The 26,415-nt window shown below is 72.5% G+C and carries 23 protein-coding genes and 1 pseudogene; 16 read left to right on the forward strand and 8 right to left on the reverse strand.

Annotation, left to right across the window (positions count from 1 at the left end):
* Positions 1–102: 102 nt before the first annotated feature.
* Positions 103–540: a D-aminoacyl-tRNA deacylase gene (dtd, locus tag ABT122_RS29080; protein WP_351558357.1), complete on the reverse strand. Its 438-nt coding sequence runs from the start codon at positions 538–540 to the stop codon at positions 103–105.
* A 116-nt stretch (positions 541–656) separates the two neighbouring features.
* On the opposite strand from dtd, the gene ABT122_RS29085 reads away from it, so the two are divergent.
* The 3 genes and pseudogenes from ABT122_RS29085 (at position 657) to ABT122_RS29095 (ending at position 3,696) form a co-directional block, all read left to right on the forward strand.
* Positions 657–1,424 carry an RsiG family protein gene (locus tag ABT122_RS29085; RefSeq protein ID WP_351558359.1) on the forward strand — a complete coding sequence of 256 codons (768 nt, stop codon included), beginning with the start codon at positions 657–659 and terminating at the stop codon, positions 1,422–1,424.
* Positions 1,425–1,471: 47 nt separating this feature from the next.
* Positions 1,472–2,431: an asparaginase gene (locus ABT122_RS29090; protein WP_351558361.1), complete on the forward strand. Its 960-nt coding sequence runs from the start codon at positions 1,472–1,474 to the stop codon at positions 2,429–2,431.
* 24 nt (positions 2,432–2,455) lie between these two features.
* A pseudogene (locus tag ABT122_RS29095) lies at positions 2,456–3,696 on the forward strand (GNAT family N-acetyltransferase).
* Between the two features lie 229 nt (positions 3,697–3,925).
* Here ABT122_RS29095 and ABT122_RS29100 read toward each other — a convergent pair.
* On the reverse strand, positions 3,926–5,041 hold the full coding sequence (locus ABT122_RS29100) for a selina-4(15),7(11)-diene synthase (protein WP_351558363.1): 1,116 nt from the start codon (positions 5,039–5,041) through the stop codon (positions 3,926–3,928).
* Positions 5,042–5,814: 773 nt separating this feature from the next.
* On the opposite strand from ABT122_RS29100, the gene ABT122_RS29105 reads away from it, so the two are divergent.
* Positions 5,815–6,636 (forward strand): calcium-binding protein, encoded by an 822-nt coding sequence (locus ABT122_RS29105; RefSeq protein ID WP_351558365.1) that lies wholly within the window; start codon positions 5,815–5,817, stop codon positions 6,634–6,636.
* Between the two features lie 174 nt (positions 6,637–6,810).
* Here ABT122_RS29105 and ABT122_RS29110 read toward each other — a convergent pair whose 3' ends face one another.
* Complete coding sequence (locus ABT122_RS29110; RefSeq protein ID WP_351558367.1) at positions 6,811–7,584, reverse strand: class I SAM-dependent methyltransferase; 774 nt, start codon at positions 7,582–7,584, stop codon at positions 6,811–6,813.
* A gap of 287 nt (positions 7,585–7,871) precedes the next feature.
* Between ABT122_RS29110 and ABT122_RS29115 the strand changes: the two genes are divergently transcribed.
* The 5 genes from ABT122_RS29115 to ABT122_RS29135 all read left to right on the forward strand — a co-directional run bounded on the left by ABT122_RS29115 (position 7,872) and on the right by ABT122_RS29135 (position 10,132).
* A complete protein-coding gene (locus ABT122_RS29115) occupies positions 7,872–8,138 on the forward strand; it encodes a DUF6400 family protein (protein ID WP_502976226.1) in 267 nt (88 codons plus the stop codon).
* Complete coding sequence (locus ABT122_RS29120; RefSeq protein WP_351558369.1) at positions 8,077–8,367, forward strand: hypothetical protein; 291 nt, start codon at positions 8,077–8,079, stop codon at positions 8,365–8,367. The genes ABT122_RS29115 and ABT122_RS29120 overlap by 62 nt, the downstream gene beginning before the upstream one ends.
* A gap of 104 nt (positions 8,368–8,471) precedes the next feature.
* A complete protein-coding gene (locus ABT122_RS29125; protein WP_351558371.1) occupies positions 8,472–8,948 on the forward strand; it encodes a helix-turn-helix domain-containing protein in 477 nt (158 codons plus the stop codon).
* Positions 8,949–8,973: 25 nt separating this feature from the next.
* Positions 8,974–9,684 (forward strand): hypothetical protein, encoded by a 711-nt coding sequence (locus ABT122_RS29130; RefSeq protein WP_351558373.1) that lies wholly within the window; start codon positions 8,974–8,976, stop codon positions 9,682–9,684.
* A gap of 109 nt (positions 9,685–9,793) precedes the next feature.
* Entirely contained in the window at positions 9,794–10,132 is a 339-nt protein-coding gene (locus ABT122_RS29135; protein WP_351558375.1) for a DUF2516 family protein, read from the forward strand.
* Positions 10,133–10,164: 32 nt separating this feature from the next.
* Here the strand turns inward: ABT122_RS29135 and ABT122_RS29140 are convergent, their stop codons facing one another.
* The 3 genes from ABT122_RS29140 to ABT122_RS29150 form a co-directional block, all read right to left on the reverse strand.
* Positions 10,165–11,406 carry a PP2C family protein-serine/threonine phosphatase gene (locus ABT122_RS29140; protein WP_351558377.1) on the reverse strand — a complete coding sequence of 414 codons (1,242 nt, stop codon included), beginning with the start codon at positions 11,404–11,406 and terminating at the stop codon, positions 10,165–10,167.
* A gap of 447 nt (positions 11,407–11,853) precedes the next feature.
* Positions 11,854–13,020: a C40 family peptidase gene (locus tag ABT122_RS29145; RefSeq protein WP_351558379.1), complete on the reverse strand. Its 1,167-nt coding sequence runs from the start codon at positions 13,018–13,020 to the stop codon at positions 11,854–11,856.
* Positions 13,021–13,204: 184 nt separating this feature from the next.
* Entirely contained in the window at positions 13,205–13,987 is a 783-nt protein-coding gene (locus ABT122_RS29150; protein WP_351558381.1) for a class I SAM-dependent methyltransferase, read from the reverse strand.
* A 393-nt stretch (positions 13,988–14,380) separates the two neighbouring features.
* On the opposite strand from ABT122_RS29150, the gene mshA reads away from it, so the two are divergent.
* The 4 genes from mshA to ABT122_RS29170 all read left to right on the forward strand — a co-directional run bounded on the left by mshA (position 14,381) and on the right by ABT122_RS29170 (position 19,799).
* Positions 14,381–15,685, forward strand: a complete 1,305-nt coding sequence (gene mshA / locus ABT122_RS29155) for a D-inositol-3-phosphate glycosyltransferase (protein ID WP_351558397.1) — start codon at positions 14,381–14,383, stop codon at positions 15,683–15,685.
* Positions 15,678–16,187: a type III secretion system chaperone family protein gene (locus ABT122_RS29160; protein ID WP_351558382.1), complete on the forward strand. Its 510-nt coding sequence runs from the start codon at positions 15,678–15,680 to the stop codon at positions 16,185–16,187. The genes mshA and ABT122_RS29160 overlap by 8 nt, the downstream gene beginning before the upstream one ends.
* Positions 16,188–16,359: 172 nt before the next feature.
* Positions 16,360–18,078: a glycosyl hydrolase family 28-related protein gene (locus tag ABT122_RS29165; protein ID WP_351558384.1), complete on the forward strand. Its 1,719-nt coding sequence runs from the start codon at positions 16,360–16,362 to the stop codon at positions 18,076–18,078.
* Positions 18,079–18,179: 101 nt separating this feature from the next.
* Positions 18,180–19,799, forward strand: a complete 1,620-nt coding sequence (locus ABT122_RS29170; RefSeq protein ID WP_351558386.1) for an MFS transporter — start codon at positions 18,180–18,182, stop codon at positions 19,797–19,799.
* 507 nt (positions 19,800–20,306) lie between these two features.
* On the opposite strand, the gene ABT122_RS29175 is transcribed toward ABT122_RS29170, so the two are convergent.
* The gene (locus ABT122_RS29175) at positions 20,307–21,719 is read right to left on the reverse strand and encodes an MDR family MFS transporter (RefSeq protein ID WP_502976227.1); all 1,413 of its coding nucleotides are present in this window, start codon (positions 21,717–21,719) and stop codon (positions 20,307–20,309) included.
* Positions 21,720–21,947: 228 nt separating this feature from the next.
* Here ABT122_RS29175 and ABT122_RS29180 point away from each other — a divergent pair, with 228 nt between their 5' ends.
* Complete coding sequence (locus tag ABT122_RS29180; protein ID WP_351558388.1) at positions 21,948–22,709, forward strand: phosphoglyceromutase; 762 nt, start codon at positions 21,948–21,950, stop codon at positions 22,707–22,709.
* Between the two features lie 459 nt (positions 22,710–23,168).
* Here the strand turns inward: ABT122_RS29180 and phoU are convergent, their stop codons facing one another.
* The gene (phoU, locus tag ABT122_RS29185; protein WP_351558390.1) at positions 23,169–23,846 is read right to left on the reverse strand and encodes a phosphate signaling complex protein PhoU; all 678 of its coding nucleotides are present in this window, start codon (positions 23,844–23,846) and stop codon (positions 23,169–23,171) included.
* Between the two features lie 201 nt (positions 23,847–24,047).
* Between phoU and ABT122_RS29190 the strand changes: the two genes are divergently transcribed.
* Positions 24,048–25,655 carry a sensor histidine kinase gene (locus tag ABT122_RS29190; RefSeq protein WP_351558392.1) on the forward strand — a complete coding sequence of 536 codons (1,608 nt, stop codon included), beginning with the start codon at positions 24,048–24,050 and terminating at the stop codon, positions 25,653–25,655.
* 5 nt (positions 25,656–25,660) lie between these two features.
* Positions 25,661–26,332, forward strand: a complete 672-nt coding sequence (phoP, locus tag ABT122_RS29195; protein ID WP_502976228.1) for a two-component system response regulator PhoP — start codon at positions 25,661–25,663, stop codon at positions 26,330–26,332.
* Positions 26,333–26,415: the final 83 nt, after the last annotated feature.

Consider the following 26,415-nt stretch of genomic DNA (forward strand, 5'->3'; position numbering starts at 1 on the left):
ACCCCCCCGCCCCCCGCCGGGCCCCGGGGGCCGGGGGCGGCGGGGGGCCCCCCCGGGGGTGTTTGGGGGTGGCTTGGGCAATCCCCCCCCCCCCCCCCGGTTCTATATCTCCACCAGCACGGTGAAAGGGCCCTGATTCGTCAGCGAGACCCTCATCTCCGCGCCGAACCTGCCCGTCTCCACCCGCGCGCCCAGCTCCCGCAGCCGCGCCACCACCTCGTCCACCAGCGGTTCCGCGACCGGGCCGGGCGCCGCCGCGTTCCAGGTGGGGCGGCGGCCCTTCCGGGCGTCCCCGTAGAGAGTGAACTGGGAAATCACCAGCAAGGGCGCATTCACGTCCGAGCAGGACTTCTCCCCCTGGAGAATCCGCAGCGACCAGAGCTTCCGCGCCAGTCGCGCCGCCTTCTCCGGGGTGTCCTCATGGGTGACCCCCACCAGCACACACAGTCCCTCACCGATGATCTCGCCGACCGTCTCGGAGCCCGTTCCGTCCGGGACGGAGACGCTCGCGCCGTCGACTCTCTGCACCACTGCACGCATACAGACCAACCTATCTGGGGCTGAACGGGTGCAGAGCGCCTGCGTCGGACGGCGGGGGAGTGGCACGATGCACAAAGGCGGGGTGCCGCACCGGTCGAGGGGACGGAATTACGCATATGAGCACATCTGGAACCGGGCAGCCGGCCGGGCCCGCGACCACCGAGGCCCTCCCGCCGCCCGGGGGCCCCACGGCCACCGCGACGGCCACGGCCCATCTCCCCCACGGCGGCCCGCTCGGCGGTCCGCAGGGGGGGCCGCTCGCGGGGCCGCAGGGGGGCCAGGGTCCGCTGGGCGGCCCGTTCGGCGGCTCGTTCGGCGGTCCGCCGGGGGGTCCGCACCCGTTGCGCCCGCCGCAGCAGCGCACCACCGCCGACGGCCTCCCCCACCCCCCGCCGTACGATCTGCGCGCCCTGCGCCTGCCCGAGCTGCGCACCCTGCGCCGGGACTCGCAGCGCGACGAGGCGGACCTCAGCTATGTGCGGCGGCTGCTCCACGGCCGGATCGACATCCTCCGCGCCGAGCTGTCCCGGCGCACCCAGCCGCAGGCCCCGGTCATGGACCGGCTCGTGGTGGACCGGCTCTCCGAGATCCTCGCCGACGCGCCCTCCCGGCACCGGACCTCCGCCCGCCATGTGACCCTCTCCACCCCGCGCGGCGAGGAGGTCCGCCGGCTCGCCTCCGACATGCTCGCCGATGTGGAGCTGTCCGATCTCACCGCCCGTACGGACGAGGAGCTGCACGCCGGGATGGGGCGGCTGGTCCACTACGAGCGGCAGGTCTCGCACCGCCGTCAGCTGCTCCAGCGGATGGCCGACGATTGCAGTGCCGAGATCGCCCGCAGGTACCGTGAGGGCGAAGCCCAAGTAGACGACCTGCTGACCTGAAGCGATCCTTCCGGAAGCGGGTTCCCCGCCCGCCCTGGAGGCCGACGATGACCCCTGCCGCCCCCGCCATACCCCCGGTCCTCGCCGAAGTCGTACGATCCGGCTTCACCGAGGGCCACCACCGGGGCTCACTGGTCGTCCTCGCGGCCGACGGCACCGTGGAGCTCGCCATCGGCGACCCCGCCGCCCCCGTCTTCCCGCGCTCCAGCAACAAGCCCTTCCAGGCCGCCGCCGTGCTGCGGGCCGGTCTCGACGTGGCGGGGGAGCGGCTCGCGCTCGCCGCCGCCAGCCACTCCGGCGAGAGCTTCCACCTCGCTCTCGTCCGCACCATGCTCGACGAGTGGGGGCTCTCCGCCGATGAGCTGCGGACCCCGCCCGATCTGCCGCTCGACCCGGTCGAGGCGGAGGCGTATCTCGCCGCCGGGAAGGCCCGCGACAAGATCACCATGAACTGCTCCGGCAAGCACGCCGCGATGCTGGCGGCCTGCGCCCGCAACGGCTGGGACCGCGCCGGGTACCTGGACCCCGCCCACCCGCTCCAGAGGCTCGTCCACACGGTGATAGAGGAGGCGGCGGGCGAGCCGGTGGCCGCCGTCGGTACGGACGGCTGCGGCGCCCCGCTGATGGCGATCGGGCTGACCGGGCTGGCGCGCGGCTTCCGCTCCCTGGTGCTGGCCGCGCCGGGGACCCCCGAGCGGCGGGTCGCGGACGCGATGCGCGCCCACCCCGAGTATGTGGCGGGCACCCGCCGCGCCGACACCTGGCTGATGAGCGAGGTCCCCGGGACCCTCTCCAAGATGGGCGCCGAGGCCGTCCAGGCGGTGGCGCTCCCCGACGGCCGGGCGCTCGCCTTCAAGATCGACGACGGTGCCGGGCGGGCGCTGGGACCGGTGCTGGCGCGCGGTCTGCGGCTGCTGGGGGTGGACGCGCCGGTGGTGGCCCGGATCGGCCGGTCGCCGCTCCTCGGCGGGGGTGACGAGGTCGGGGAAATCCGCGCGACTTTCTGACGGGGCTGTGCTTAGCGTGGGTGTATGAGCCTTGAGACCCGTGCTGTCACCGAGTCCGAATTCCCCGACTGGCTGCGGGCGGTGGGCACCGGATTTCTCGTCCCGCCGACCCCCTCCGAACAGGACATACAGATCCGCCGCGCCGACGCGGACCTCGCGCGCACGATCGGCGCCTTCGACGACGGCCGCTGTGTCGCGACGTACCGGTCCTTCGCCCAGCGGCTGACCGTGCCCGGCGGCGCGACCGTGTCCGCCAACGCGGTCACCGCTGTCACCGTCACCCCGACACACCGCCGCCGGGGGCTGCTCAGCGGGATCATGAACGCCGATCTCGCGGTCGCCAAGGAGCGCGGCGACGCCGTGGCCTCGCTGATCGCCGCGGAGTACCCGATCTACGGCCGGTTCGGCTTCGGCCCGGCGGCCTCCACCGCCGTCTGGGAGATCGACCTCGCGCGGGCCGGGCTCGACCGCCGCTGGTCGGGCCCCGACGGCGGCGGACGCATCGACCTGGTGGACGCGGCGGACGCCCGCAAGCTGGGCGCGGAGGTGCACGCCGGCCTCGCGGCCTTCCAGCACGGTGTGGTGAGCCGCCCCGAGCGCTGGTGGGAGCTGCGCACGGGAAAGGTGAAGGTGCAGAGCGAGCCGTGGACGGAGCCGTTCTACGCGGTGTACCGGTCGGCGGCGGGCGAGGCCGAGGGGATGGTCGTCTACAGCACCGACGGGAAGTGGTCGGATGCCAAGCAGCCGGACAATGTGCTGACGGTACGGGACCTGGTGGCGCTGAACCCGGCGGCGGAGCGCGCGCTGTGGACGTATGTCTGCTCGATCGACTGGGTCACCTCCGTGCGGTCGGGGCGGCGGGCACCGGACGATCTGCTGCCGGAGCTGCTGCCCGATCCGCGGGCGGCGCGGATGGTGGCGCAGACGGACTTTCTGTGGGTGCGGATTCTCGATGTCGTACGCGCCCTGGAGGCGCGGGCCTATGACGGCTCGGGGAGCCTGGTGCTGGAGATCGAGGACCCGCTGGGCTGGCGGACGGACGGTTCCGGGTGGAGGTGTCGCCGGAGGGGGCGGGGTGCCGGCCGACATCGGATGAGCCGGATCTGACGATGGGGGTGCGGGAGCTGGGGGCGCTCTATCTGGGGGACGCCTCCCCCACGCGCCTGCTGGCCCTGGGCACCCTCCGCGAACACCACTCGGGCGCCGCCCGCACCGCGGAGTTCTTCCGCACCCCGAGGCGGCCGTGGTGCCCTGACATCTTCTGACCGTGCCCCGGGGGGCCGGCCCCTGGCCTGGGCCTGCGCCCCGGGGGGCCGGCCCTTGACCCGGGCCCGCGGGGCGCGGGTCTTCCGGCCATCCAGCCTCGCCGGCGTTCGATGCGCGGGGGTTCGGGGGCCGGCCCCTGGCCTGGGCCTGCGGGGTGCGGGCTCCCGAGGTGCGGGGCCCGCCAGGGGCGCACCCCGGGGCTCCCGGGGGGCCCGGGCCCCCGCCCGGTCAGACCGGGGCCGTTTCCAGGAGCTGCCGCCCCCGGCCCACCCCCACCCCCACCGCCCCCCGCGCCCCCACCGGCAGATCCCACCACCAGGCGACCACCGGGATGTCCAGCGGCGTGTCGCGGTCGTCGGTGGGGGTGTCACTGAAGGACGTGGGGAGATGGGCGGGGTCGTGCGGGGTGGTGTAGCGCTGCGAGCTGATGCCCCAGTCCTGGGCACCCCGTATGAAGTGGGCCAGGCTGGCCAGATACCGCCGCAGTTGAGGGCTGGCGGTCGCCATCAGCGTCTCGTGCAGCCGCAGATACCGGCACATCACCCGGTCGCGCTGGGAGACGGCGGTGGCCAGCGCCTGGTCGGGGTCCAGGCCGTGGTGGTGCTCCAGCACCCGGATCACATTGAGCCAGTAGCCGGAGCTGCGGCTCTCCTTGTGGTGGGACAGGATGTCGTTGTCCCAGGTGATGATGAAGGACGCCATCTCGGCGGCGGCCCGGGTGGCGGGGCTGTCCCGCTCATGGGGCTGGAGTTCGTAGCCGTGGGCCATCTCCAGCAGGGGGAGGACCACGGTCGTCGCGCCGTCGTACAGCCGCATCAGGGTGTAGTCGTCGAGGTCGGGTACGGTGCCGGCGCGTCGGTGGTCGGCCTCCCAGGCGACGGAGAAGAAGTACTCCCGCAGGGCGTCGATCCAGCGTGCGGTCTGGCCGTGGGTGCCGTACCGGGAGACCCGGGCGCGCAGATCGCGCAGCCCTATGGCCAGCGGGTCCGTGGCGAGCAGCGGTGTCTCGGGATTCTGCGCGATGCGCAGCAGCCGGTGCAGCACCGCGATCAGGTCGCCCGGGCGGTGGCCGAGGTCGCTCTCCTCGCAGTACCCGTCGTCCACGCCGAAGAGCCAGAGGACGAAATCGGCGAGGAGGGAGACGACCTCGTCGCGGCCCTCGGGAAGGATCATGGCCGAGAAGGTGCCGATGTCATGGCGGACGAGCCGGGCGCGCAGCTCGTCGCTGCCGATGCCGATGGCCTCGGCCCAGGCGGTGGTCTGGGCGTCGATGGCCGCGTGCCGGGGATGGATGGCGGGGGGTATCGGGGAGAAGATCGGCGGAACGGTCAGCTCGGGCCCCACCTTCGGCCACCTCTCTGCTGGGGGATCTGATCTGCGGAGTTGCGGTCGCTTTGCGGAGTGCTCTGTGCGAAGTACGGCTCGGCGCTGCCGCATTCGCCGTGGATGACGCCATGCGACTGATCAACTACGGCGCATAGTACTCACTGGTCACACGCCTTCCAACGGATCGTTCCCGCCACCTGTGGCCCCTTCTGTCCCTCCGCCCCGGGGGCGCCGCGCCGCCCGGCGGTCGCCCCTGGGGCCGGGGCGGGTCTCAGATGCAACGACCCTGTGGGTGGAGTCGCTGATGACGGGCCGTGGTTGAGCGGGAGCGAGAGCGACACGCCCGGGAGGCGCGGTCGGCGCGCCGGGTGCCCGGGGGGATGCGCCGGCGGGGGTGGAGGGCCGGGCGGGGGTGGCGAGAAGTGGTGTGGTGGTTCCGAACGGAAGTCGCGTATGGGTGGCTTGATGGCGATTCGCAGGGGTGTTCCCGGGTGCTGCCCATGGGCGTGTCGGAGGGTCGGCCGCGCCTCGGGGTGTTCGGCGTGGCTGAAAGTCGACGTTTGAGGGTCATCGCGGAGTGATAAGGCCGGTCTTCGGTCGTCCTTTCCTCGTGGAGCGCCTCCCGAAGATCGCTCGGCTTCGAATATCACTCATAGGATCTTCATCAAGTGATGCAACCATTCACTTCACCCCCATGTCTGGACTTGATGAGTCGGCTGACTCACTAGACCTCCGGGCACCCAGAGGGCGCGCGTGTCGCGTCTCGGAGCCCCCTCTGAACTGGGATATATATGCGCACTCGTGCATCCGTCGCCGTGGTTACCGGTGCTTTCGCCCTCAGCGCTCTGGCCGTTCCGGCGGCACAGGCGGCCGACAAGCCGGACAGCGCCGCCGCCGCCCGTGCGGCGCTCGCCGCCCCCGATGTGACCTACGGCGACACCAAGATCTCCAACGTGGTGGTCAACGGCGGCAAGCCGATCGTGGTCGGCATCTCCGACAAGACCTTCTCGGTGACCTTCACGGCCAGCGACAACTCCGGTATCGCCGGCGCCGACGCCAACCTCTGGCACGGCTCCAACTTCGACGACCCGGACGGCTGGATCTCCTCCGACGGGGTGAACGGCGCCTCGTGCGGCTCCGGCACCAAGCCGACCTGCAAGGTGAACTTCACCGTCATGCCGTGGCTGGACCTGGACACCAGTGCCCTGCGCACCAAGTGGAAGGTCTCCGCCGACGCCGACGGCAAGGACGGCGACTTCACCTACCGCGACAACGTCAAGACCTTCGACTTCACGCACGCGGCGAAGCTGACCGTCAACGCCTCGCCCGAGCCGGTCAAGAAGGGCAAGACCATCACCGCCACGGGCACCCTGACCCGCGTCAACTGGGCCGCCGAGAAGTACTCGGGCTACGGCGACCAGTCGGTGAAGCTCCAGTTCAAGAAGAAGGGCGCCAAGACCTGGTCGACCCTGAAGACCATCAAGTCGGACAAGAAGGGCAACCTGAAGACCACGGTCAAGGCGTCCGCCGATGGGTCCTTCCGCTACAGCTACGCCGGCAACTCCTCCACCCAGAGCCTGAACTCGGGCGAGGACTACGTCGACGTCCGCTGAGCCGTCCTATCCGGCCTGATCCGAAAGAAACTCCCTGGTTCCGGGTCCCCCGGGGTGTCCGCCAGGTCCCCCCGGGTGTCCGCCGGCTGCCTCGGCGGGTGCGGTGACAGCCGGTCATCGCACCCGCCGCCGCCCGTCCGGACCCCCGGACGGGCAGCGGCGGCCTGGCCGGGCTCACGGACCGACTCCGCCGGGCTTGCGGGCCTCGATCAGGAACCGGGTCGTGCGCGCGCGGAACGGACCCTCCCGCTCGATGCGTTCGTGCAGCTCCCTCAGCCGGTCGCGGTAACCGTCGACGGTGAAGCCGGGCACCATCCAGATCACCTTCCGCAGGAAGTAGATCACCGCGCCGATGTCGTGGAACTCGGTCCGCAGCGACTCCGGCCGCAGATCCACGACCTCCAGACCGGCGGCCTCGGCCCCGGCGCGGGCGTCGTCGGGGTGGCGCGCACGGCGGGTCGCGGGCGGCTGGGGTCCGAGGAAGAACTCGACCAGCTCGAAGACGCTGGCCGGGCCCACCTGCTGGGAGAGATAACCGCCGCCGGGCCGCAGCACCCGGGCGATCTCCTCCCACCACACGGTCACCGGATGCCTGCTGACCACCAGGTCGAAGGCTTCATCGGCGAACGGGAGCGGCGGCTCGTCCTCGTCCGCGACGACCGCCACCCCGCGCGGGTGCAGCAGCGCCGTCGCCCGGGCGATGTTCGGCGGCCAGGACTCGGTCGCCACCATCAGCGGCGGAAGCGCCGCCACCCCCGCGAGGACCTCACCGCCCCCGGTCTGGATGTCGAGCGCCGCGCCCACCCGCCCCAGCCGCTCGGCCAGCGTGCGCGCGTACCCCCAGGACGGGCGCTCCTCACGGGCCCGGCCGTCCAGCCAGGAGAAGTCCCAGCCGTCCACGGACACGGTCTCGGCCTCCGCGACCAGATCCTCGAATGTGCGCGCCATACCGCGATCGTGACAGGCCGCCCCGGAACCCGGCGAACTGGTTTTCCAGGGAGACGGTCCGTGAGGTGCCTCACAGCTCCCCGGGCGGACCGTGTCCGCCCGGCCGGGGGCGGTACCCGGCAACGGCCCACCCGCGTCGGCCGATCCGGGGACCGTCGCGCGCGCGACCCGTGGAGAGTGCCCCCCGGTGGCAACTTAGGCAACCCTTCCCTGTTACCGCGGGTGCCTGGTAGAGATGGGCCGTTCCCCCTCACACCGGAAGTTCCGCCATGAATGACATGAACGCCATGAATGACATGAACGATATGAACCGGGACGGCGGCGGCGACCTCATACCCTTCACGATCGACCTGACCCTTGAGGAGGTCAGGCGGCGGGCGGAGGTCGTGGCCGCGCTCGGCCCCGACTGGGACCCCGCCGCCGCCCTCCGGGGCGAGGGCGAGGCGTACGCCCTCCTCTACTCCGGCCTGGACGCCGAGCAGCGGCGCACCCATGAGCTGCTGGTGGCGGCCGGTGTCCTGCCGGGGGAGGGGCCGGGCCGTGCTGCCCATTGATCTGCAGGCGGACTCCGCCCGCCGCGCCTGGCTGCCCTGCCCCGTCTGCGACGACGCCCGCCACTGCGCGGCCTGCGCGGACCGCCGCAACTGCGGTGACCACTGGCGCTATCTGATCTCCAACAGCGGCCCGGTCGTCCATCTCCAGTGCCCGCGCTGTACGCATCTGTGGTCCCTGAACACCCGCCCCGGCGTCACCCGCCGCGACGACGGCACGCTCTGCCCCTGACATCCCCCGCCACCGGAGCCGCCGCATCCGCCGGACGGCGTGGCGCGCAACACTATTGCAAGCATCTGCTTGCAATAGTTAGCGCGAGTGTGCACCATCGGGGTATGGCATCACTCAACGTCGGCAATCTCGGTGAGTACCTCCGCGAGCAGCGGCGCAACGCCCAGCTCTCGCTTCGGCAGCTCGCCGACGCCGCCGGGGTGTCCAATCCCTATCTCAGCCAGATCGAGCGCGGGCTGCGCAAGCCGAGCGCGGAGGTGCTCCAGCAGGTCGCCAAGGCCCTGCGGATCTCCGCCGAGACGCTGTACGTGCGCGCCGGAATCCTCGACGAGCGGGACCGGGACGAGCTGGAGACACGGGCCGTCATCATCGCCGACCCCTCCATAAACGAGCGGCAGAAGGCCGTTCTCCTCCAGATCTACGAGTCCTTCCGCAAGGAGAACGGATTCGAGACCACGGAGCCGGAGGGCCCGGCGGGCCCCGAAGACCCGAAAGACCCCCAAGGCCCCGAAGAATCCGACACCACCGTTGAAGGCCCCCGCACGGCCGGCGGCGGAGATGCCGGCCAACCCTCACACTGAACTGCTTTCCAGGAGGACCACAGTCATGGCCATCACCGATGACCTCCGCAAGACGTTCACCGACCCCACCCCCCTCTACTTCGCCGCCGGCACGGCCGACCTCGCCGTCCAGCAGGCCCGGAAGGTGCCCGCGCTCCTGGAGCAGCTCGCCGCCGAGGCGCCCGGCCGGATCGACGCCGTGCGGAACACGGACCCCAAGGTCGTGCAGGAGAAGGTGAGCACGCAGGCCAAGGAGGCTCAGGCCACCGTGCAGGCCAAGGTCACCGAGGTGCTCGGCGGGTTCGACGCGGATCTGAAGAAGCTGGGCGAGACGGCTCAGGACCTGGCGCTGCGCGGCGTCGGGGTCGCGGCCGAGTACGCCGTGAAGGCACGGGAGACCTACGAGAAGGTCGCCGAGCACGGTGAGCAGACGGTGCGGACCTGGCGCGGCGAGGCCGCCGAGGAGATCACCGAGATCGCCGTCGCCGTCGAGCCCGAGCCGAAGAAGCGGGAGCCGGTGCGGACGACTCCGGTGCGGACCGAGCCCGCGAAGCCCGCGCAGACCCGGACCGAGCCCGCGAACGGCCGCGCGGCCGGGACGGGCGAGGTGAAGAGCGAGACGAAGTCCGAGTCGAAGTCCGAGGCGAAGGGCGAGGCGAAGGACGAGACCAGGCCCGAGGCCAGGAAGCCCGCCGCCCGCAAGGCCGCCGTCCGCCGGACCGGCGCCGCGAAGAAGACCACCCCGCCCACCCGGTAAGGGGCGGACGACGGAACCGGCCGGGCACCTTTCGGGGTGTCCGGTCCGTTCTCCGGGTACCTTGGCGGCGAGACCTTCCATCACTCACTAGGCGTAGGCGGTGCCCACCATGTTGCGCGCGAGCTTCGAAGCGAACCTCTGGAACATCCTGTTCCTGGTCTTCCTGATCTCGTCCGCGACCGCGCTGATCATGGCGGCCTTCGCCCGTGAGGACGCCTACCGCGCAGCGGACAAGCAGACCAAGAGCTTCTGGGTGATCATTCTCGGTGTCACCTTCACCGTGAATCTCTTCCTCAGCGTGCTCTTCCTGTCCATCGCGGGACTGATCGCCACCATCGTCTTCTTCGTCGATGTGCGGCCCGCGCTGAAGCAGGTCACCGGTGGTGGCGGCAGGCGTGGCGGCTCCAGCAGCGACGGCCCCTACGGCCCGTACAACGGCGGGCGGTAGCCGGCGCGGCTCCCGCTCCGGGCGGGTGGGGTTCAGCCCCTGCTCAGCAGCAGTACCGCGACATCGTCGTTGAGGTCTCCGCCGTTCAGTTCGCGCGCCTCGGCGACCGCGGACTCCAGCAGCGCCTCGCCGGTCAGCCCCGCCGCGAGCTGGCGGTTGATCATCTTCAGCATTCCCTCGTCCCCCAGGCGCGCTCTCTCGTCCGGGCCCGAGCGCCCCTCGATCAGCCCGTCCGTGTAGAGCATCAGGGACCAGGCCCCGCCCAGCTCGACCTGGCGGCGCGGCCAGCGGGCGCGCGGCAGCAGGCCCAGGGCCGGGCCACCGCTCTCGTACGGAAGCAGCGGGGCGGCCCGGCCGCCCCGGGTGATCAGCGGGGACGGGTGGCCCGCCAGACAGAGTCCGGCCCGCCGGCCGTCCGGCGCGATGTCGACCGTGCAGAGGGTCGCGAAGATCTCCTCGCTCTCACGCTCGTGCTCCAGCACCCGCTGGAGCGTCGAGAGCAGCTCGTCCCCGCAGAGCCCGGCGAAGGTCAGCGCCCGCCACGCTATCCGCAGCTCCACACCGAGTGCCGCCTCGTCCGGGCCGTGGCCGCAGACATCGCCGATCATCGCGTGGACCGTGCCGTCCGGGGTGCGCACGGTGTCGTAGAAGTCGCCGCCGAGCAGGGCGCGGGACCGGCCGGGGCGGTAGCGGGCGGCGAAGCCGAGGTCCGAGCCCTCCAGCAAGGGCGTGGGCAGCAGTCCGCGCTCCAGCCGGGCGTTCTCCTGGGCGCGCAGCCGGGACTCGGCCAGTTTGTGCTGGACCGTGTCGGCGCGCTTCCGCTCGACGGCGTATCTGACGGTGCGGCTCAGCAGCCGCGCGTCCAGCTCGTCGCGGAAGAGGTGGTCCTGGGCGCCCAGCCGCACGGCCTCGGCCGCGCCCTCCGCGTCGTCTGAGGTGGTGAGGGCGAGCACGGCGTGCCGGGGCGCCAGCCGCAGGACGTGCCGGAGCGGTGCGAGCTGGTCTTCCGGCGGGCCGCCGGGGAGTGCGAGATCGACCAGTACGCAGTCGACGTCGTCGGTGAGCAGCCGCTCGGCCTCGGTGAGGTTCCGGGCGCTGCGGACCCGGACGCGGGGGCCGGCCGCGCCGGGCGGGTCGGGCGGCTCCGGCAGCGAGAAGGTGCCCGTGGGGTCGTCCTCGATCACCAGCAGGGTGAGGTCGCCACCGCCGACGGCACTGCTGCCGGGGCTCTCCGCGGTGGGGGCGGTGCGCTGACGCGGTACGGGTACGGGCATGTGATCCGGGTTCCTTCCCTCCCCCGAGGGCGCGGCGGGACGTCGAACGACAACCCGCCAGACCGGGACCCTAGCGGTAGCCGCTGCCGCAGTGGAATGAGTGGGGAGGGGGCAGAGGGATGCATGCCGGGCATCAGAGGGCAGTTGACCACCCCCTCATGACAAACATCACGCCTTCCCTCCCCTTCCGGCCGCGCCCCGGAGGCCCCGAGCGATCCCAGCCGATCCGGCACACCGCGCCCATCCACTGTGTGAGGACGGCCCCCGGCCTCGGAAGCCCCGAGCGACCCCAGCCGATCCGGCACCCCCAGCCCGTCCGGCGCTTGAGGACGGACCCCCCGCCACGGGAGCCCGCACCGTGTGGCGCCGTCGGCCGGGCGCTCACCCCCGGAAGGCAGCCCCCCGCCCCGGGAGCCCCCACCGTGCCGCGCCGCCGGCCAGGCACCCTCACTCCTGCGCGGAGGGGCGCACCACCCCCAGGATCTTCATGGAGCCCGCCCCCGCCACGGTCACATCCCGCCCCGGCCGCGGCGCGTGCACGATCGACCCGCCCCCGGTGTACATCCCCACATGACTGGCGTCGGCGTGGTAGATGATCAGATCCCCGGGGCGCAGATCCTCCACCCCGACCCGGGGAAGCCGCCGCCACTGCTCCTGCGAGGTGCGGGGGATCGGCACCCCGGCCGCCGCCCACGCCTGGGAGGTCAGCCCGGAGCAGTCGTAGGACCCGGGGCCCTCCGCGCCCCATTCGTACGGTTTGCCGAGCTGCGCCCTGGCGAACTCCACGGCCTTCCCGGCCGCACCGCTCGCCCGGCCCGCCTCATCCGCATTGCCCGCGCCGCCCCCCGCCTCCCCGGCCCCGGCGGACTCCCGGTCCGCCGCCCTGGCCCTCAGCCACTCCTCCTGGGCCCGCTCGGCCGCCTCGCGCTCCAGCTCCAGCATCCGGGCGCGTTCCTTCTTCTCCAGCCGCCGCTCCAGCTCCTCGGCGGCGGCTATCCGCTCGGTGATCTCCTTCTTCGCCTCGGCCTCCTGGGCGCGGGTGGCCTCCAGCGCTCTCCACTGGGCGCTCGCGTCCCTGGTGTACGCCTCCAGCTCGGACTGGGTCTGCTCCAGCTCGTCCAGCAGGTCCTTGGTCGCCTTCATGCCCTGCTTGACCCGGTCGACCCCGTCGAGGAACAGCTCGGGGTCGTCCGTGAGCACCAGATACGCCTCGGGGGGCAGCCCTCCGCCCTGGTACTGGGCGCGGGCGGCGGCTCCCGCGAGGGCCCTGAGGTCGTCGATGCGCTTCCGGCCCTTGTCGATGGACCGCGCCAGCTCGACGATCTCGGCCGACTGCCGCTCCGCCTCCTCCTTGGCCTGGTTGTACGCGTCCGTCGCGGAGACCGCCCGGTGGTACAGGTCCTCTATCTCCAGCCGCACCTCGTTCAGCGACTTCTCCGTGTCCGCCGGGGACGGAGCGGGGGCCGGGGGCTCCGGCGCCCGGGGGAGGAGCGGCGCGGAGGGCACCCGGGGAAGCAGGGGGGCGGGGGCGGCGAGCGCCGTGCCCGGCGCGGCGAGCACGCTCAGCGCGCAGGCCAGGGTGATGGCGGCGATGGCACAGCGGCGTCGGTTCACGACTCCCCCTCCAAGCTAACTGATTTACCGTCAGTAACTTACGGGCGCTGCCGTGATGGTGCCACGGCGCCCCGCGAAACGACAGGGCCGCAACCGCGGGCCCGGCCGGTGGACCGTCCCGCGCACGCCCCCACGCATCGGTGACGAACAGCGGTCCCCACGCGTTCCCCGCTCGCCCGTGTGTTCACTCGAACCGGGGAGCGAGCGCCTCCCAGGCGACGGTGACCTCGCCCTGCCGCCACCGCTTGCGGTCGTCCGTCACGGGCCACGCCGTCCCCAGCTCCCGTACGGCCCTGATCCAGCGCTGCCGCGCGCCGAGCGAGGCGTACGGAGCCGCCGCGGCCCACGCGCGGTCGAAGTCCCGCAGAAACGCGTGGACCGGCTCGCCCGGCACATTGCGGTGGATCAGCGCCTTCGGGAGCCGCTCCGCCAGATCGGACGGACGGTCCAGGGAGCCGAGCCGGGTCGCGAAGGTCACCGTGCGCGGGCCCTCGCGCCCCAGCGCGACCCAGACGTGCCGCCGCCCGATCTCGTCGCAGGTGCCCTCGACGAGCAGCCCGTCCGGTGCCAGCCGTCCGCACAGCCGCGCCCACACGGCCGCGACCTCGCTCTCCTCGTACTGCCGCAGCACGTTCGCGGCGCGGATCAGCAGTGGCGGGCGCTCCACCGGGAGTTCGAAGCCGCCGTGGCGAAAGCTCAGCCCCTCGCGCTCGTAGGGCTTCGCCGCCGCGACCCGCCCCGGGTCGATCTCGATCCCGGTCACCTCGCACCGGGGGTCGGCGGCGCGCAGCCGCCGCAGCAGTTCGAGAGTGGTCCAGGGGGCGGAGCCGTATCCGAGGTCGACGGCGAGCGGCCGGTCGCCGCGGCGCAGCGCGGGGCCGTGGGCGGCGGCGATCCAGCGGTCCATCCGGCCCAGCCGGTTGGGGTTGGTCGTCCCGCGGGTCGGGGTGCCGACGGGGCGGGTCATGACAGCGAGCGTATGCGGCCCCGTGGGCCGGACCGGTCAGCGCCCCCGTATCCCTCCGTATCCCTCCATATCCCGCCGCCCCCCTCCGCATTCCGCCGTCCCCCTCCGCGCCCGGCCGTCGCCCGCGCGCCCCCTCGCCCTCCCTGTCGCCCCCCGGGAGCCCCCCGGGAGCGGCCCGGAACGCCCGTTCCGCCGTCCCCGGGCCGCCACTGCGGGAACTCCGCCCCACCCCTCATTCGTAATGATTTGGCAAAGTGATGGAGCGCGGGAAATGGAGGGAGGTCTTCCGCTGTTGTGCGCCGTGGAGAACCCGGCCCCGCCCCTGCCGGAACGAGGAGGAACGCCGACGTGAGCCACTACGGCCAGTACGTCTCCCGGCTCGGCAGCGGTCTCATGTCCCCCCGCCTCAGACTCCCCGGCGGGCACCGCAAGCCGCGCCGCATCGCCATGCTCAGCGTCCACACCTCCCCCCTGCACCAGCCGGGCACCGGTGACGCCGGCGGGATGAACGTCTACATCGTCGAGCTGGCCCGGCGGCTCGCCGCCATCAACATCGAGGTCGAGATCTTCACCCGGGCGACCACCGGCGGACTGCCCGCCTCCGTGGAGCTGGCCCCCGGAGTCCTCGTCCGGCATGTCGACGCCGGCCCCTACGAGGGCCTCCCCAAGGAGGACCTCCCCGGCCAGCTCTGCGCCTTCACCCATGGAGTGATGCAGGCCTGGGCCCGTCAGCGCCCCGGCCACTACGACCTGGTCCACTCCCACTACTGGCTCTCCGGCCATGTCGGCTGGCTCGCCGCCGAGCGCTGGGGCGTGCCCCTGGTCCACGCCATGCACACCATGGCCAAGGTCAAGAACGCCTCCCTCGCCGCGGGCGACACCCCCGAACCCGCCTCGCGGGTCATCGGCGAGACCCAGATCGTCAACGCCGCCGACCGGCTGATCGCCAACACGGCGGAGGAGGCGGAGGAACTCGTCCGCTTCTACGAAGCCGACCCCGCCAAGGTCGCCGTCGTCCATCCCGGGGTGAACCTCGACCGCTTCCGCCCGGCGGACGGCCGCGCCGCCGCCCGCGCCCGGCTCGGACTCCCGCAGGACGCCTTCGTCCCGCTCTTCGCCGGCCGGATACAGCCGCTGAAGGCCCCCGACATCCTGCTGCACGCGGTCGCGCTGCTGCTGGCGGGCGACCCCTCCCTCCGCTCCCGGCTCCATGTCCCCGTCGTCGGCGGCCCCAGCGGCAGCGGCCTCGCCAAGCCCGAGGGGCTCCAGAAGCTGGCCGCGCGCCTCGGCATCGCCGATGTCGTCCACTTCCACCCGCCGGTCTCCCAGGAGACGCTCGCCGACTGGTTCCGCGCCGCTTCGGCCCTGGTGATGCCCTCCTACAGCGAATCCTTCGGCCTGGTGGCGATCGAGGCCCAGGCCGCCGGCACCCCGGTGGTCGCGGCACGGGTCGGCGGCCTCCCGGTGGCCGTGCGCGACGGCAGGACCGGCATCCTGATCGAAGGCCACGACCCCGCCGAGTACGCCCGCGCCCTGCACCGGCTGCTCACCAACCCCCCGCTCGCCGCCCGGATGGGCGCGGAGGCCGCCCGGCACGCCGAGTCCTTCGGCTGGGACACCGCCGCCGGGACCACCGCCGACGTCTACACGGCCGCCATGTACGAACACCGCCGCCGGGTACGCTCGCACCATGTCTGACGTACCGCAGCCCACACAGATCATCGAGCGGGCCCTGAAGGACGCGGATCTCGACTGGGAGAGCCCCGAGCCCGGCTCCTATGTGGTCACCCTCCCCGGCACCCGGAAGCTCTCCACCACCTGCTCCCTGCGGGTCGGCCGCCACTCCCTCTCGGTGAACGCCTTCGTCATCCGCCACCCCGACGAGAACGACGCGGCGGTCCACCGCTGGCTGCTGGAGCGCAACCTCCGGCTGTACGGGGTGGGTTACGCGATCGACGCCCTCGGCGACATCTATCTGACCGGGAAGCTCCCGCTGGCCGCGATCACCCCGGACGAGCTGGACCGGATTCTCGGATCGGTCCTGGAGGCCTCGGACGGGGCCTTCAACACCCTGCTGGAGCTGGGGTTCGCCGGGGCCATCCGCCGTGAGTACGCCTGGCGGACCTCGCGCGGGGAGTCCACCCGCAACCTCGAAGCGTTCACCCATCTGACCGGCGACGGCAAGTCCTCCGAGTCCTGACCGGCCGGTCCCTCCTCTCCTCCTCCCCTCCTCCCCTCCTCCCCTTCTCGGGCCGGGCCCCGGCTCCGGCGCGGTCGGGGCGGTACGACCCCTTCCCGTCCCCCGGGCCGCGTGGCATGCTCCCCAGCGACGCACATATGAACCCTGTTCATATCCGTGGAGGCTGAGGCTCATGGAGACCGGTCGGCACCCTCTCAGCAGACGCACCCTCCTCGGCGGCGCCACCGCCGTCGTCGCGGCCGTCTGCTCCACCGTCGCCGGGGGTACGGCCCCCAGGGCCTCGGCCGCGACCCCGGCGGCTCCCGGGTCCGGCCCCGGCCCCGGGCCCGCCACCGGGGCGGCTCCCGGGTCCGCGCTCTGGGCCGAGTTCCGCCGCGATCCGTACAACCACCCCCAGATCCCCTACATCGCTCGGGCCGGCAGCCGCAGCCGGTCCACCCGCCACCGCCGGCGCACCGTCAGCGCGCTGGACTACGGAGCCCGGTCCGACGGCTCCGCCGACGCGGCCCCGGCCATCAACCGCGCCCTCGCGGACATCGGCGCGCGCGGCGGCGGCACCGTCCGGCTGCCCCCGGGCACGTACCGCGTCGACGGTCTCATCCACATCGGCGACAGCGGAGTCGTCCTCCGGGGCGCGGGCAGCGGACGCACCCTGCTGCACGCCACCCGGCACCTCACCGACCTCATCGGCCCCTACGGCAGCCGCTACGGCGGCGACAAGTCCTCCTGGTCCTGGGCCGGCGGGCTCATCTGGCTCTGCCCCCGGGCCCGCTGGGAGAGCCTCACCGGCGCCATCCGGGCCGGACAGTGGCCCTTCGAGGGCTGGACCGGGAACCGCCGCGACGAGTGGCGCACCCTCGCCACTCCCCGGCCCGCCCGCCGGGGCGACTGGTCCCTCACCGTCCCCGACGCCCGCCGTCTGCACGCCGGCCGGCTGGTCCTGCTCCGTGTCGCCGACGACGCCGGCCACACCCTGCTGGAGCACATGGCGGGCGGCGGCCCGGGCCCCCGGGCGTACCACTGGGCCGACAAGACCAAGCTGACCAGCTATGTCCCGTACGAGTGGCCGGTGCGGATCGCCGCCGTCGAGGGGAGGCGGATCACCCTCGAACGGCCCCTGCCGCTGGATCTGCGGCCCGAGTGGGACCCCAGGATCGTCACCCCGGTCGCACCGCTCACCGACTCGGGGGTGGAGGGGCTCACCCTGGAGGCCGTGGAGACCCCGCAGTCCCCGCACCTCCTGGACAAGGGGTACAACGGGGTCACCTTCCAGTGCGCGTACGACTGCTGGGCCACGGACATCACCGTCCGCCACGCCGACAACGGCTTCGGGCTGGTCGCCGCCTCCGCCTGCACCCTGCGCTCCACCCGGGTGGAGGGCCGGGGCTCCCACCATCCGTACTTCTGCCGCGAGGGCGCGCACGACAACCTCGTGGAGGAGTTCACCGTCGCCCGGCGCACGGTCCCGGAGCCCGCCGGCACGCAGTTGCACGGCATCAACGTGGAGGGGCTCTCCAGTCACAACGTCTGGTCGCGCGGGGTGATGGAGATGGGCACCTTCGACACCCACCGGGGGATGCCGTTCGCCAATGTGCGCACCGAGATCACGGTGCACAACGACGGCCGCCACGGCGGCGACGCCAGCGCGGGGCCGCTCTACGGGGCCCGGTTCACCCACTGGAACATCACGGTGACCAATGGGCGCGCCGGGCTGGTGAAGATCGACGAGGTCGCCCCGTACAGCGCGACCGTCGCGATCTCGACGGTCCGCGAGTTCGGCCAGACCGACCAGCCGGACTTCACGGGAGCGCTGAACTCCCGGCTGGAAGCTTACGGCGCGCCGGGCGGGGTGCTCCCGGTCAATCTGCACCGGGCCCAGCGCGGACTCTGAGGCCAGGGAGTACGGGCGCCCGCGCCGGGGCGCCCGTACCGCCGGACACCTCCCCCGCTCCGGGTGTGCGCAAGGCCCCGGAGCGGGGGAGAATCACGGCCATGCGCGACAAAAAGGTTGAAACCGCCAATGGGTCGAGCCCCGCCCACCACCCTCCGGCCGGCTCCACGAACCAGACCCTGGCGCTCGCGGCGATGATGTTCGCCGTCGCGATGACCTTCATCGACCAGACCATCGTCGCCATCGCCGCCCCGGACATCACCGACGAACTCGGCCTCACCGCCTCCGGCATGCGCTGGGTGGTCAACGCCTATGTGCTCGCCCTGGCCGCCTGCTTCGCGCTCGGCGGCAGGCTCTCCGACATCCACGGCCACCGCAGGGTGATGCTGATCGGCACCCTGGTCTTCGTGGTGTCCTCGGTGCTCTGCGGCTGTGTCCCGGCCGGCGGCTTCGCCCAGGCGTGGATGATCATCTTCCGGATCACCCAGGGGGTCGGTGCCGCGCTGCTCTTCCCCGCCGCCCTCGCCGTGGTCGTCGCGGTCTTCCCGGTGGAGCGCCGGGGCCGTGCCCTGGCCCTCTTCTTCGGTTTCTCCGGCGGTCTCACCGCGATCGGCCCCCTGCTCGGCGGCTGGCTCACCGCCTGGACCTGGCGGGCGATCTTCTGGGTGAATGTGCCGGTCGCCGTGGTGGCGCTGATCCTCACGGCGCTCGCCCGCATCCCCAACACCGGCCGCAGGGAGCGCCTCGACCTGCCGGGCGCGGTGCTGGTCGCGCTGGGGATGGGGCTGAGCGTGCTGGGCCTCCAGCAGGCGTCCGAGTGGGGCTGGGGCTCCGCCGCGACCTGGGGCTGCATCATCGCCGGCCTCGCGGTGCTCGTCGCCTTCTGCCGCTATGAGCTGCGCGTCCCCGAACAGCCCCTGATCAATCTGAAGGTCTTCCGGGACCGTGCCTTCCGCGCCGACACCGCCGTGCTCTTCTTCGGGATGCTCGCCTTCGTCCCGCTGTTCTTCTTCGCCTCGGTGTACGCGCAGGTCTCGCTCCGGAAGTCGCCCAACGAGGCCGCCCTGTACCTCCTCTGGTTCTTCCTCGGCTTCGTCCTCGCCAGCCAGCTCGGCGGCCGGATGCTCGACCAGCGCGGCGCCCGGCTGCCGATGCTGCTGGGCTCGGCGCTCGGCGCCGCCGGATTCGCGCTGTGGGCGGCCAAGCTGACGGATCTGTCGGTCGGCGCGCAGTGGCCCTATGTGGTGCTGGCGGGCGCGGGCATCGGCTTTCTGCTCGCCCCGGCGTCGACGGACTCGGTCAACCGGGCCATCGGCGCCTCGTACGGCGAGGTCACCGGCATCACCCAGACGACCCGCAACTACGCGGCGGCGGTGGGGCTCGCGGTGTACGGGACGGTGCTCAGCCATGTCACGGTCGACAAGGTGACCGCGACGCTGGAGGAGCGGGGGGTGCCGCCGGAGATGGCCGGGAAGGCGGCGCGCGGCATCTCCCAGTCGGTGGCGGGGCACGGGAGCGGACGGGTGCCGGGCGAGGACGGCGCGGCGGCCTTCGCGCTGGAGGAGGCACAGCAGGCGGTACGGATGGACTTCGCCGAGGCGAACCAGTGGGTGTTCTACGGGATGGCGCTGGCCCTGGCCATCGGTTTCCTCTGCGCGCTGGCCCACCCGGGCACCCGGGTGACGGCGGGGAGCCCGCCGGCCGGTGACGGCCGGGGCTGATACGGAACCCGCCATTCGAAGTGACGTTCGACACACTGTCCTTGACGTCCGGGGAGTCCGCTTAGACCGTCACCGGGGGCAGTCCCACAGGCCAACCCGGCCGCATCGCACGGATGTCCGGGTTCCCCCGCCGGAGAGCGCGGTGGCGGCTGTGCGCCAGCGCTGTTTATCCCCAAGAGCGCCCCGGGCACCCACCCAGAACGGTGCGACCGCACCTCATGTTCCACAGACCACGTGCCGGAAAAGGATGCTCAGTGCGCTCTCCCCGTTCTCAAGGCCCTGTCGGCTCTCTCAGACGGACCCTGCTGTCCTCGCTCACCGCCGCCCTCGTCGTTCTCGGGTCGGCCGGTCTCGCCGCCGCCGTGTCCGCCGCCGTCCAGCCCTCCGCGGGAGCGGAGCAGGCCGTTCTGGCGGACAACTTCACGCCCGGACCGCCGCGCCCCGGGGGTCCGACCGGTCAGTGGTGACCCGGTCCGTCCCGCCGGTTCCCCGCACCGGCGGGCCGGTTCACCGGCCCGGCCGCACCGCGCCGGCCCCGGCGCTCCCGGAGGCCGCCCCGGCTGTTCCGGCCGCCCCGGCCGCCCCGGCCGCCCCGGCTGTTCCGGCTTTTCCGGAGGCGGTTCCCGACGCGGTTCCCGACGCGGCCCCCGAGGCGGCCCCTCCGGCCGGAGCGGCAGCGCGCTCGGCGGGCTCCTCCCGCGTCCCCTCCGGAAGGTTCCGCATCAGCGCCCAGTACCCCAGTCCGGCCACGGTCCCGAGCGCGGCGCACAGCCCCCACAGCCACTCCGCCCCGAACCGGTCCATCACCGAACCCGCCACCAGCGGGGCGACCAGCGTGGCCACGGACCAGGTCATGGTGTACATGCCCTGGTAACGGCCCCGGCCGTGCACCGGCGAGAGGCGCACCACCAGACCGGTCTGCGTGGGCGCGTTGACGATCTCGGCCAGCGTCCAGACGGCCACCGTCAGCGCGTAGAACCCGATCGACCCGGCGAACGCGGTCAGCCCGAACCCGTACCCCACCAGCAGCGAGGAGAGCATCAGCAGCCGGCGCGGATCGCGGTGCTCGATGAAGCGGGTGACCGGGATCTGGAGCGCCACGATGAGGATGCCGTTCAGCGCCATCACCACGCCGTAGTCCGACGGGGAGAGACCGTCCTCCCCCATCGCCAGCGGCACTCCCATATGGCCCTGCATGAAGATCAGCGCGATCAGGAACGACAGACCGACGACGCCCATGAACCTCCGGTCCCGCAGCACGGTCCCCATGCCCACCGCGGGCCCGGCCGCGCCGCCGGCGCCGGCGGGCTGCTCGGGCCGGGACTCCGGCAGCTTCACGAAGATGAGGACCGCGCAGACCAGCGTCATGGCGGCCTCGCCGAGGAACCCGGCCAGATAGCTGTACTCGGCGATGAACCCGGCCGCCATCGCGGAGATGGCGAAGCCCAGGTTGATCGCCCAGTAGTTCAGGGAGAACGCCCGCACCCGGTCCTTCGGGGGCACGATGTCCGCCATCATCGCCTGGACGGCCGGCCGGGACGCGCTGGTCGCCATGCCCACCAGACCGGCCACGGCCGCGATGGCCGCCGGGTGGTGGACAAAGCCCAGCGCGGCGACCGACAGGGCCGTGCCCGTCTGGGCGATGAGCAGCGTGGGCCGCCGCCCCAGCCGGTCGGCCATCACCCCGCCGCCGAGCGAGGCGACCACCCCGCCCAGCCCGTAGAGCGAGACCACCAGCCCGGCGTAAGCGGCCGAGTACCCCTTCTCGGAGGTCAGATACAGCACCAGGAACGTGGCGACGAAGCCACCCAGCCGGTTGACCAGGGTGCTGGTCCACAGCCACCAGAACTCCCGGGGGAGCCCCGAGACGCTCTCGGTGACGGCTCGGCGCGCCCCGGCCAGCAGTTGGGACATGGACATGGATCGATCCCCCCACGGCGTACGACACCCGTGATGTAAGTGGCACGGGCGATGCCCGCACATTACTTACGCGGAGGTCCCGACGGCCAGTCGTTTGACGTGGACCGTCAAACGACGACCGGACCACCGGCCCCGGCGCAGACACCGGCACCGGGCCCCGGGCGCCGTACGGACCACTGGACGGACCGTCGGCGGGCGCCCGCACACCTGTCCATTAGGCTCGGAGCCATGGCCGACGCACCGTACAAGCTGATCCTCCTCCGCCACGGCGAGAGCGAGTGGAACGCGAAGAACCTGTTCACCGGCTGGGTGGACGTGAACCTCACCGAGAAGGGCGAGAAGGAGGCGGTCCGCGGCGGTGAGCTGCTCAAGGACGCCGGCCTGCTCCCCGACGTACTGCACACCTCGCTCCAGAAGCGCGCCATCCGCACCGCCCAGCTCTCGCTGGAGTCCGCGGACCGCCACTGGATTCCCGTGCACCGCTCCTGGCGGCTCAACGAGCGCCACTACGGAGCCCTCCAGGGCAAGGACAAGGCCCAGACGCTCGCCGAGTTCGGCGAGGAGCAGTTCATGCTCTGGCGCCGCTCGTACGACACCCCGCCGCCGCCCCTGGAGGACGGCACGGAGTTCTCGCAGAGCGGCGACGCCCGCTACGCCACCATCCCGCCGGAGCTGCGCCCCCGCACCGAGTGCCTGAAGGACGTCGTCGTCCGGATGCTGCCCTACTGGTACGACGGGATCGTGCCGGACCTGCTGGCCGGCCGCACCGTTCTGGTGGCCGCCCACGGCAACTCGCTGCGCGCGCTCGTCAAGCACCTCGACGGCGTCTCCGACGAGGACATCGCCGGGCTGAACATCCCCACCGGCATCCCGCTGGTGTACGAGCTGGACGCCGACTTCAAGCCGCTCAAGCCGGGCGGCACCTACCTCGACCCGGACGCCGCCGCGGCGGCGATCGAGGCCGTGAAGAACCAGGGCAAGAAGAAGTAGCCCGAGCCGGACACGCCCCCGGCCCGCGGAGTCGTTCTCCGCGGGCCGGGGGCATGCCGTTGTGCCGTTGTCCCTCTGCTGTGCCTCTGTGCCTCCGTGCCGGGCGTCGTGCCTCCGTGCCGGGCGCTGTGGCTAGCCGCAGCCGCCGCCGCACTGGCAGGAGCCGCCGGACTGGCAGCCGCACGAGCAGCCCGGTCCGCAGGAGCAGGACAGGACGGGCAGAAACGCCGTCGCCGCCGGTGCCGTGGGACGGGGGTCTGGGGTGGGGGAATCGGCCATGGGCCCTCCTCATGGGCGTACGAGCTGTTCAGGACGGTGCGGACAGGTCCGCGTCCGTACAGATGTACGGGGCATGGCTGTGCGGGGGGCGAACGCGGAGCGCCGCCCCCCGCAGGTCATTGCACGCCCGTCCCGGCGGGCGCGTCAACGGCGCGCTGAGGCGGGGTCGCGGGTGCGGGGTTACGCGCCCTCCACCGCGTTCGCCGACTGGATCTCATCCGCGTGCTCACCCGTCACCAGGTACACCACCCGCTTCGCCACCGACACCGCGTGGTCGGCGAAGCGCTCGTAGTAGCGGCCGAGCAGCGTCACATCGACCGCCGTCTCGATCCCGTGCTTCCAGCGGTCGTCCATCAGATGCTGGAAGAGCGCCCGGTGCAGCAGATCCATCTCGTCGTCGTCGGTCTCCAGCTGGAGCGCGAGATCGACATCCTTGGTGATGATGACCTCGGCGGCCTTCGCCATCAGCCGCTGGGCCAGCTGACCCATCTCCAGGATCGTCGCCTGGAGATCCCTCGGCACCGCCGAGTCGGGGAAGCGCAGCCGGGCGAGCTTGGCCACGTGCTGGGCCAGGTCTCCGGCGCGCTCCAGGTCGGCGCTCATCCGCAGCGAGGTCACCACGATCCGCAGATCCGTGGCGACCGGCTGCTGACGGGCGAGCAGCGCGATGGCACGGGCCTCCAGATCGTGCTGGAGGTCGTCCACCTTCTGGTCGGCGGCAATCACACTTTCGGCCAGTTTCAGATCGGCGTCGAGCATCGCCGTGGTGGCGCGGCCTATCGCCGACCCCACCAGCCGGGCCATCTCGACCAGGCCCTCACCGATCGAATCCAGTTCCTCGTGGTACGCGTCCCGCATCGAGTTCCCTTTCTGCCTTCTGAACAGAGGTCCGGGTGGGGCTCTCGGACCCCCACGCTCCCACGGTCGGCCCGAAACGCGTCCGGGGCCTCCCGGTCACATGAACCGGCCCCGTCCCCTCGGTGAACTCTGGGCGACGAGTGTTCGAGGCGCCACCCGATTGGCTGTGAGCATGTCCGTGGCCGCGCCTAACCTGGAGGCATGGACGTGAACGCGGCGGTCGCCGCATTGGCTGCGCTCGCCGGTCTGCTGACCGGCGTGATCGCCATGCTGGCGTTTCGCTGGAGCGAGCGCGAGCAGCGCAGACCCACCCGGACCTCGCTGCACACCGACGCCGTGCTCCCGCCCGGCGTCGACACCGTCCTCTCCGTCCTCCGCTCCTCCGCCGTCGTGCTCGACGAGGCGGACTCCGTGGTGAAGGCCAGTTCCGCCGCGTACGCCCTCGGTCTGGTCCGTGGCGGAAAACTGACGGTGGAGGCCATGCTCCAGATGGCCCGCGACACCCGCCGCGACGGAGAGATACGCCAGGTGGAACTGGATCTCCCCCGCCGGGGCACCGGCCGGGGCGAGGCGCTCGCCGTCTCCGCCCGGGTCGCTCCGCTCGGCTCCCGGCTGGTGCTTCTGCTGGTCGAGGACCTCACCGAGGCCCGCCGGATCGAGGCGGTCCGGCGGGATTTCGTGGCGAATGTCAGCCATGAGCTGAAGACCCCGGTCGGCGCGCTCTCGCTGCTCTCCGAGGCGGTCATGGACGCCTCCGACGATCCCGAGGCGGTCTCGCGCTTCGCCGGCCGGATGCAGATCGAGGCGACCCGGCTCACCAATCTGGTCCAGGAGCTGATCGACCTCTCCCGGGTGCAGAACGACGACCCGCTGGAGGACGCGGAGCCCGTGCGGGTGGACGAACTGGTCGCCGAGGCCATCGACCGCTCCCGGCACCCCGCCTCCACCAAACAGATCACCATGGCCAGCGGAGGCACCTCCGGGCTGTTCATCTGGGGCAATCGCGGCAAGCTCGCCGCCGCCCTGGGCAACCTGGTGGAGAACGCGGTCAACTACTCCCCGGCCCGCACCCGGGTCGGGATCTCGGCCCGCAGGATCTCCCCGCCGGGGACCGCGGCGCAGCCCGGCTCCGGCGGATTCATCGAGATCGCCGTCACCGACCAGGGCATCGGGATCTCCGAGAAGGACCGCGAGCGGGTCTTCGAGCGGTTCTACCGGGTCGACCCGGCCCGCTCCCGGGCCACCGGCGGCACCGGCCTCGGTCTGGCCATCGTCAAGCATGTGGCAGCCTCGCACGGCGGGGAGGTTACCGTCTGGAGTACGGAGGGACAGGGCTCCACTTTCACCCTCCGGCTTCCCGAGGCGGGCTCGGCGCGGGACCGTGCAGCCAGTGCCCCCGACGACGGACCGGGCGACACCGGTTCCCCGCTCCCCTTCGACACCGCCCCGGACCGCGGCCCGGAGGCGGACGCCGCGCCCGCTCCCGGCCCCGATCCGGGGCCCGGCCCCCACCCGGGGGAGAACCCTCACCCGGGGACCGACCTCCACCCCGGTGCCGCTCCCCGCGCCGGGACCGGCACCGCCCCACCCCCGGGGCCATCCGCTCCCTCTCCGGGGCCGTCCGCCCCGCCCCCGGGGCCCTCCGCTCCCTCTCCGGCGCCATCCGTCCCACCCTCGGGACCATCCGTCCCACCCTCAGGATTCGCCGGAACCGCCCCCCGCCGCCCGGACCGCTCCCCTCGGGGCGACGGCCGGCCCCACGACACCGATCCGCACACCGACATCCCTGCCCCGGAGGTCCTTCCGTGACCCGAGTGCTCGTCGTCGAGGATGAGGAATCATTCAGCGACGCCCTGTCCTACATGCTCCGCAAGGAAGGTTTCGAGGTCGCGGTCGCGACCACGGGCCCCGAGGGGCTCGACGAGTTCGAGCGCAACGGCGCCGACCTCGTCCTCCTCGACCTCATGCTGCCCGGCCTGCCGGGCACCGAGGTCTGCCGCCAGCTGCGCGGCAAGTCCAATGTCCCGGTGATCATGGTGACCGCCAAGGACAGCGAGATCGACAAGGTCGTCGGGCTGGAAATAGGAGCCGACGACTATGTCACCAAGCCTTTCTCCACGCGGGAGCTGGTCGCCCGCATCCGCGCGGTCCTGCGCCGCCGCGGGGAGCCCGAGGAGGTCACCCCGGCGGCCCTGGAGGCCGGCCCGGTCCGGATGGACGTGGACCGCCATGTGGTCACCGTCTCCGGCGGCAAGGTCGATCTGCCCCTCAAGGAGTTCGACCTGCTGGAGATGCTGCTCCGCAACGCGGGCCGGGTCCTCACCCGGATGCAGCTCATCGACCGCGTCTGGGGCGCGGACTACGTCGGGGACACCAAGACCCTCGACGTCCACGTCAAGCGGCTGCGCGCCAAGATCGAGCCGGACCCGGGCGCGCCGCGCTATCTGGTGACCGTGCGCGGACTCGGCTACAAGTTCGAGCCGTAGGCCGTCCCCGTACGGAGCCGGCCGCGAGCCGCCCGTCCCCGTACACCACAGCGGCGGGGCCCCACCGGTGATCCGGTGGGGCC

Origin of the sequence: Streptomyces sp. NPDC001985, assembly GCF_040296845.1 — a bacterium.
Classification (GTDB): domain Bacteria; phylum Actinomycetota; class Actinomycetes; order Streptomycetales; family Streptomycetaceae; genus Streptomyces.

Excerpts from the sequence above, each read along its gene's own strand:
- dtd (WP_351558357.1), bottom strand. The coding sequence starts at position 540 with ATGCGTGCAGTGGTGCAGAGAGTCGACGGCGCGAGCGTCTCCGTCCCG.
- ABT122_RS29085 (WP_351558359.1), top strand. The coding sequence starts at position 657 with ATGAGCACATCTGGAACCGGGCAGCCGGCCGGGCCCGCGACCACCGAG.
- ABT122_RS29090 (WP_351558361.1), top strand. The coding sequence starts at position 1,472 with ATGACCCCTGCCGCCCCCGCCATACCCCCGGTCCTCGCCGAAGTCGTA.
- ABT122_RS29105 (WP_351558365.1), top strand. The coding sequence starts at position 5,815 with ATGCGCACTCGTGCATCCGTCGCCGTGGTTACCGGTGCTTTCGCCCTC.
- ABT122_RS29110 (WP_351558367.1), bottom strand. The coding sequence starts at position 7,584 with ATGGCGCGCACATTCGAGGATCTGGTCGCGGAGGCCGAGACCGTGTCC.
- ABT122_RS29115 (WP_502976226.1), top strand. The coding sequence starts at position 7,872 with ATGAATGACATGAACGATATGAACCGGGACGGCGGCGGCGACCTCATA.
- ABT122_RS29120 (WP_351558369.1), top strand. The coding sequence starts at position 8,077 with ATGAGCTGCTGGTGGCGGCCGGTGTCCTGCCGGGGGAGGGGCCGGGCC.
- ABT122_RS29125 (WP_351558371.1), top strand. The coding sequence starts at position 8,472 with ATGGCATCACTCAACGTCGGCAATCTCGGTGAGTACCTCCGCGAGCAG.
- ABT122_RS29130 (WP_351558373.1), top strand. The coding sequence starts at position 8,974 with ATGGCCATCACCGATGACCTCCGCAAGACGTTCACCGACCCCACCCCC.
- ABT122_RS29135 (WP_351558375.1), top strand. The coding sequence starts at position 9,794 with ATGTTGCGCGCGAGCTTCGAAGCGAACCTCTGGAACATCCTGTTCCTG.
- ABT122_RS29140 (WP_351558377.1), bottom strand. The coding sequence starts at position 11,406 with ATGCCCGTACCCGTACCGCGTCAGCGCACCGCCCCCACCGCGGAGAGC.
- ABT122_RS29150 (WP_351558381.1), bottom strand. The coding sequence starts at position 13,987 with ATGACCCGCCCCGTCGGCACCCCGACCCGCGGGACGACCAACCCCAAC.
- mshA (WP_351558397.1), top strand. The coding sequence starts at position 14,381 with ATGTCCCCCCGCCTCAGACTCCCCGGCGGGCACCGCAAGCCGCGCCGC.
- ABT122_RS29160 (WP_351558382.1), top strand. The coding sequence starts at position 15,678 with ATGTCTGACGTACCGCAGCCCACACAGATCATCGAGCGGGCCCTGAAG.
- ABT122_RS29165 (WP_351558384.1), top strand. The coding sequence starts at position 16,360 with ATGGAGACCGGTCGGCACCCTCTCAGCAGACGCACCCTCCTCGGCGGC.
- ABT122_RS29170 (WP_351558386.1), top strand. The coding sequence starts at position 18,180 with ATGCGCGACAAAAAGGTTGAAACCGCCAATGGGTCGAGCCCCGCCCAC.
- ABT122_RS29175 (WP_502976227.1), bottom strand. The coding sequence starts at position 21,719 with ATGTCCATGTCCCAACTGCTGGCCGGGGCGCGCCGAGCCGTCACCGAG.
- ABT122_RS29180 (WP_351558388.1), top strand. The coding sequence starts at position 21,948 with ATGGCCGACGCACCGTACAAGCTGATCCTCCTCCGCCACGGCGAGAGC.
- phoU (WP_351558390.1), bottom strand. The coding sequence starts at position 23,846 with ATGCGGGACGCGTACCACGAGGAACTGGATTCGATCGGTGAGGGCCTG.
- ABT122_RS29190 (WP_351558392.1), top strand. The coding sequence starts at position 24,048 with ATGGACGTGAACGCGGCGGTCGCCGCATTGGCTGCGCTCGCCGGTCTG.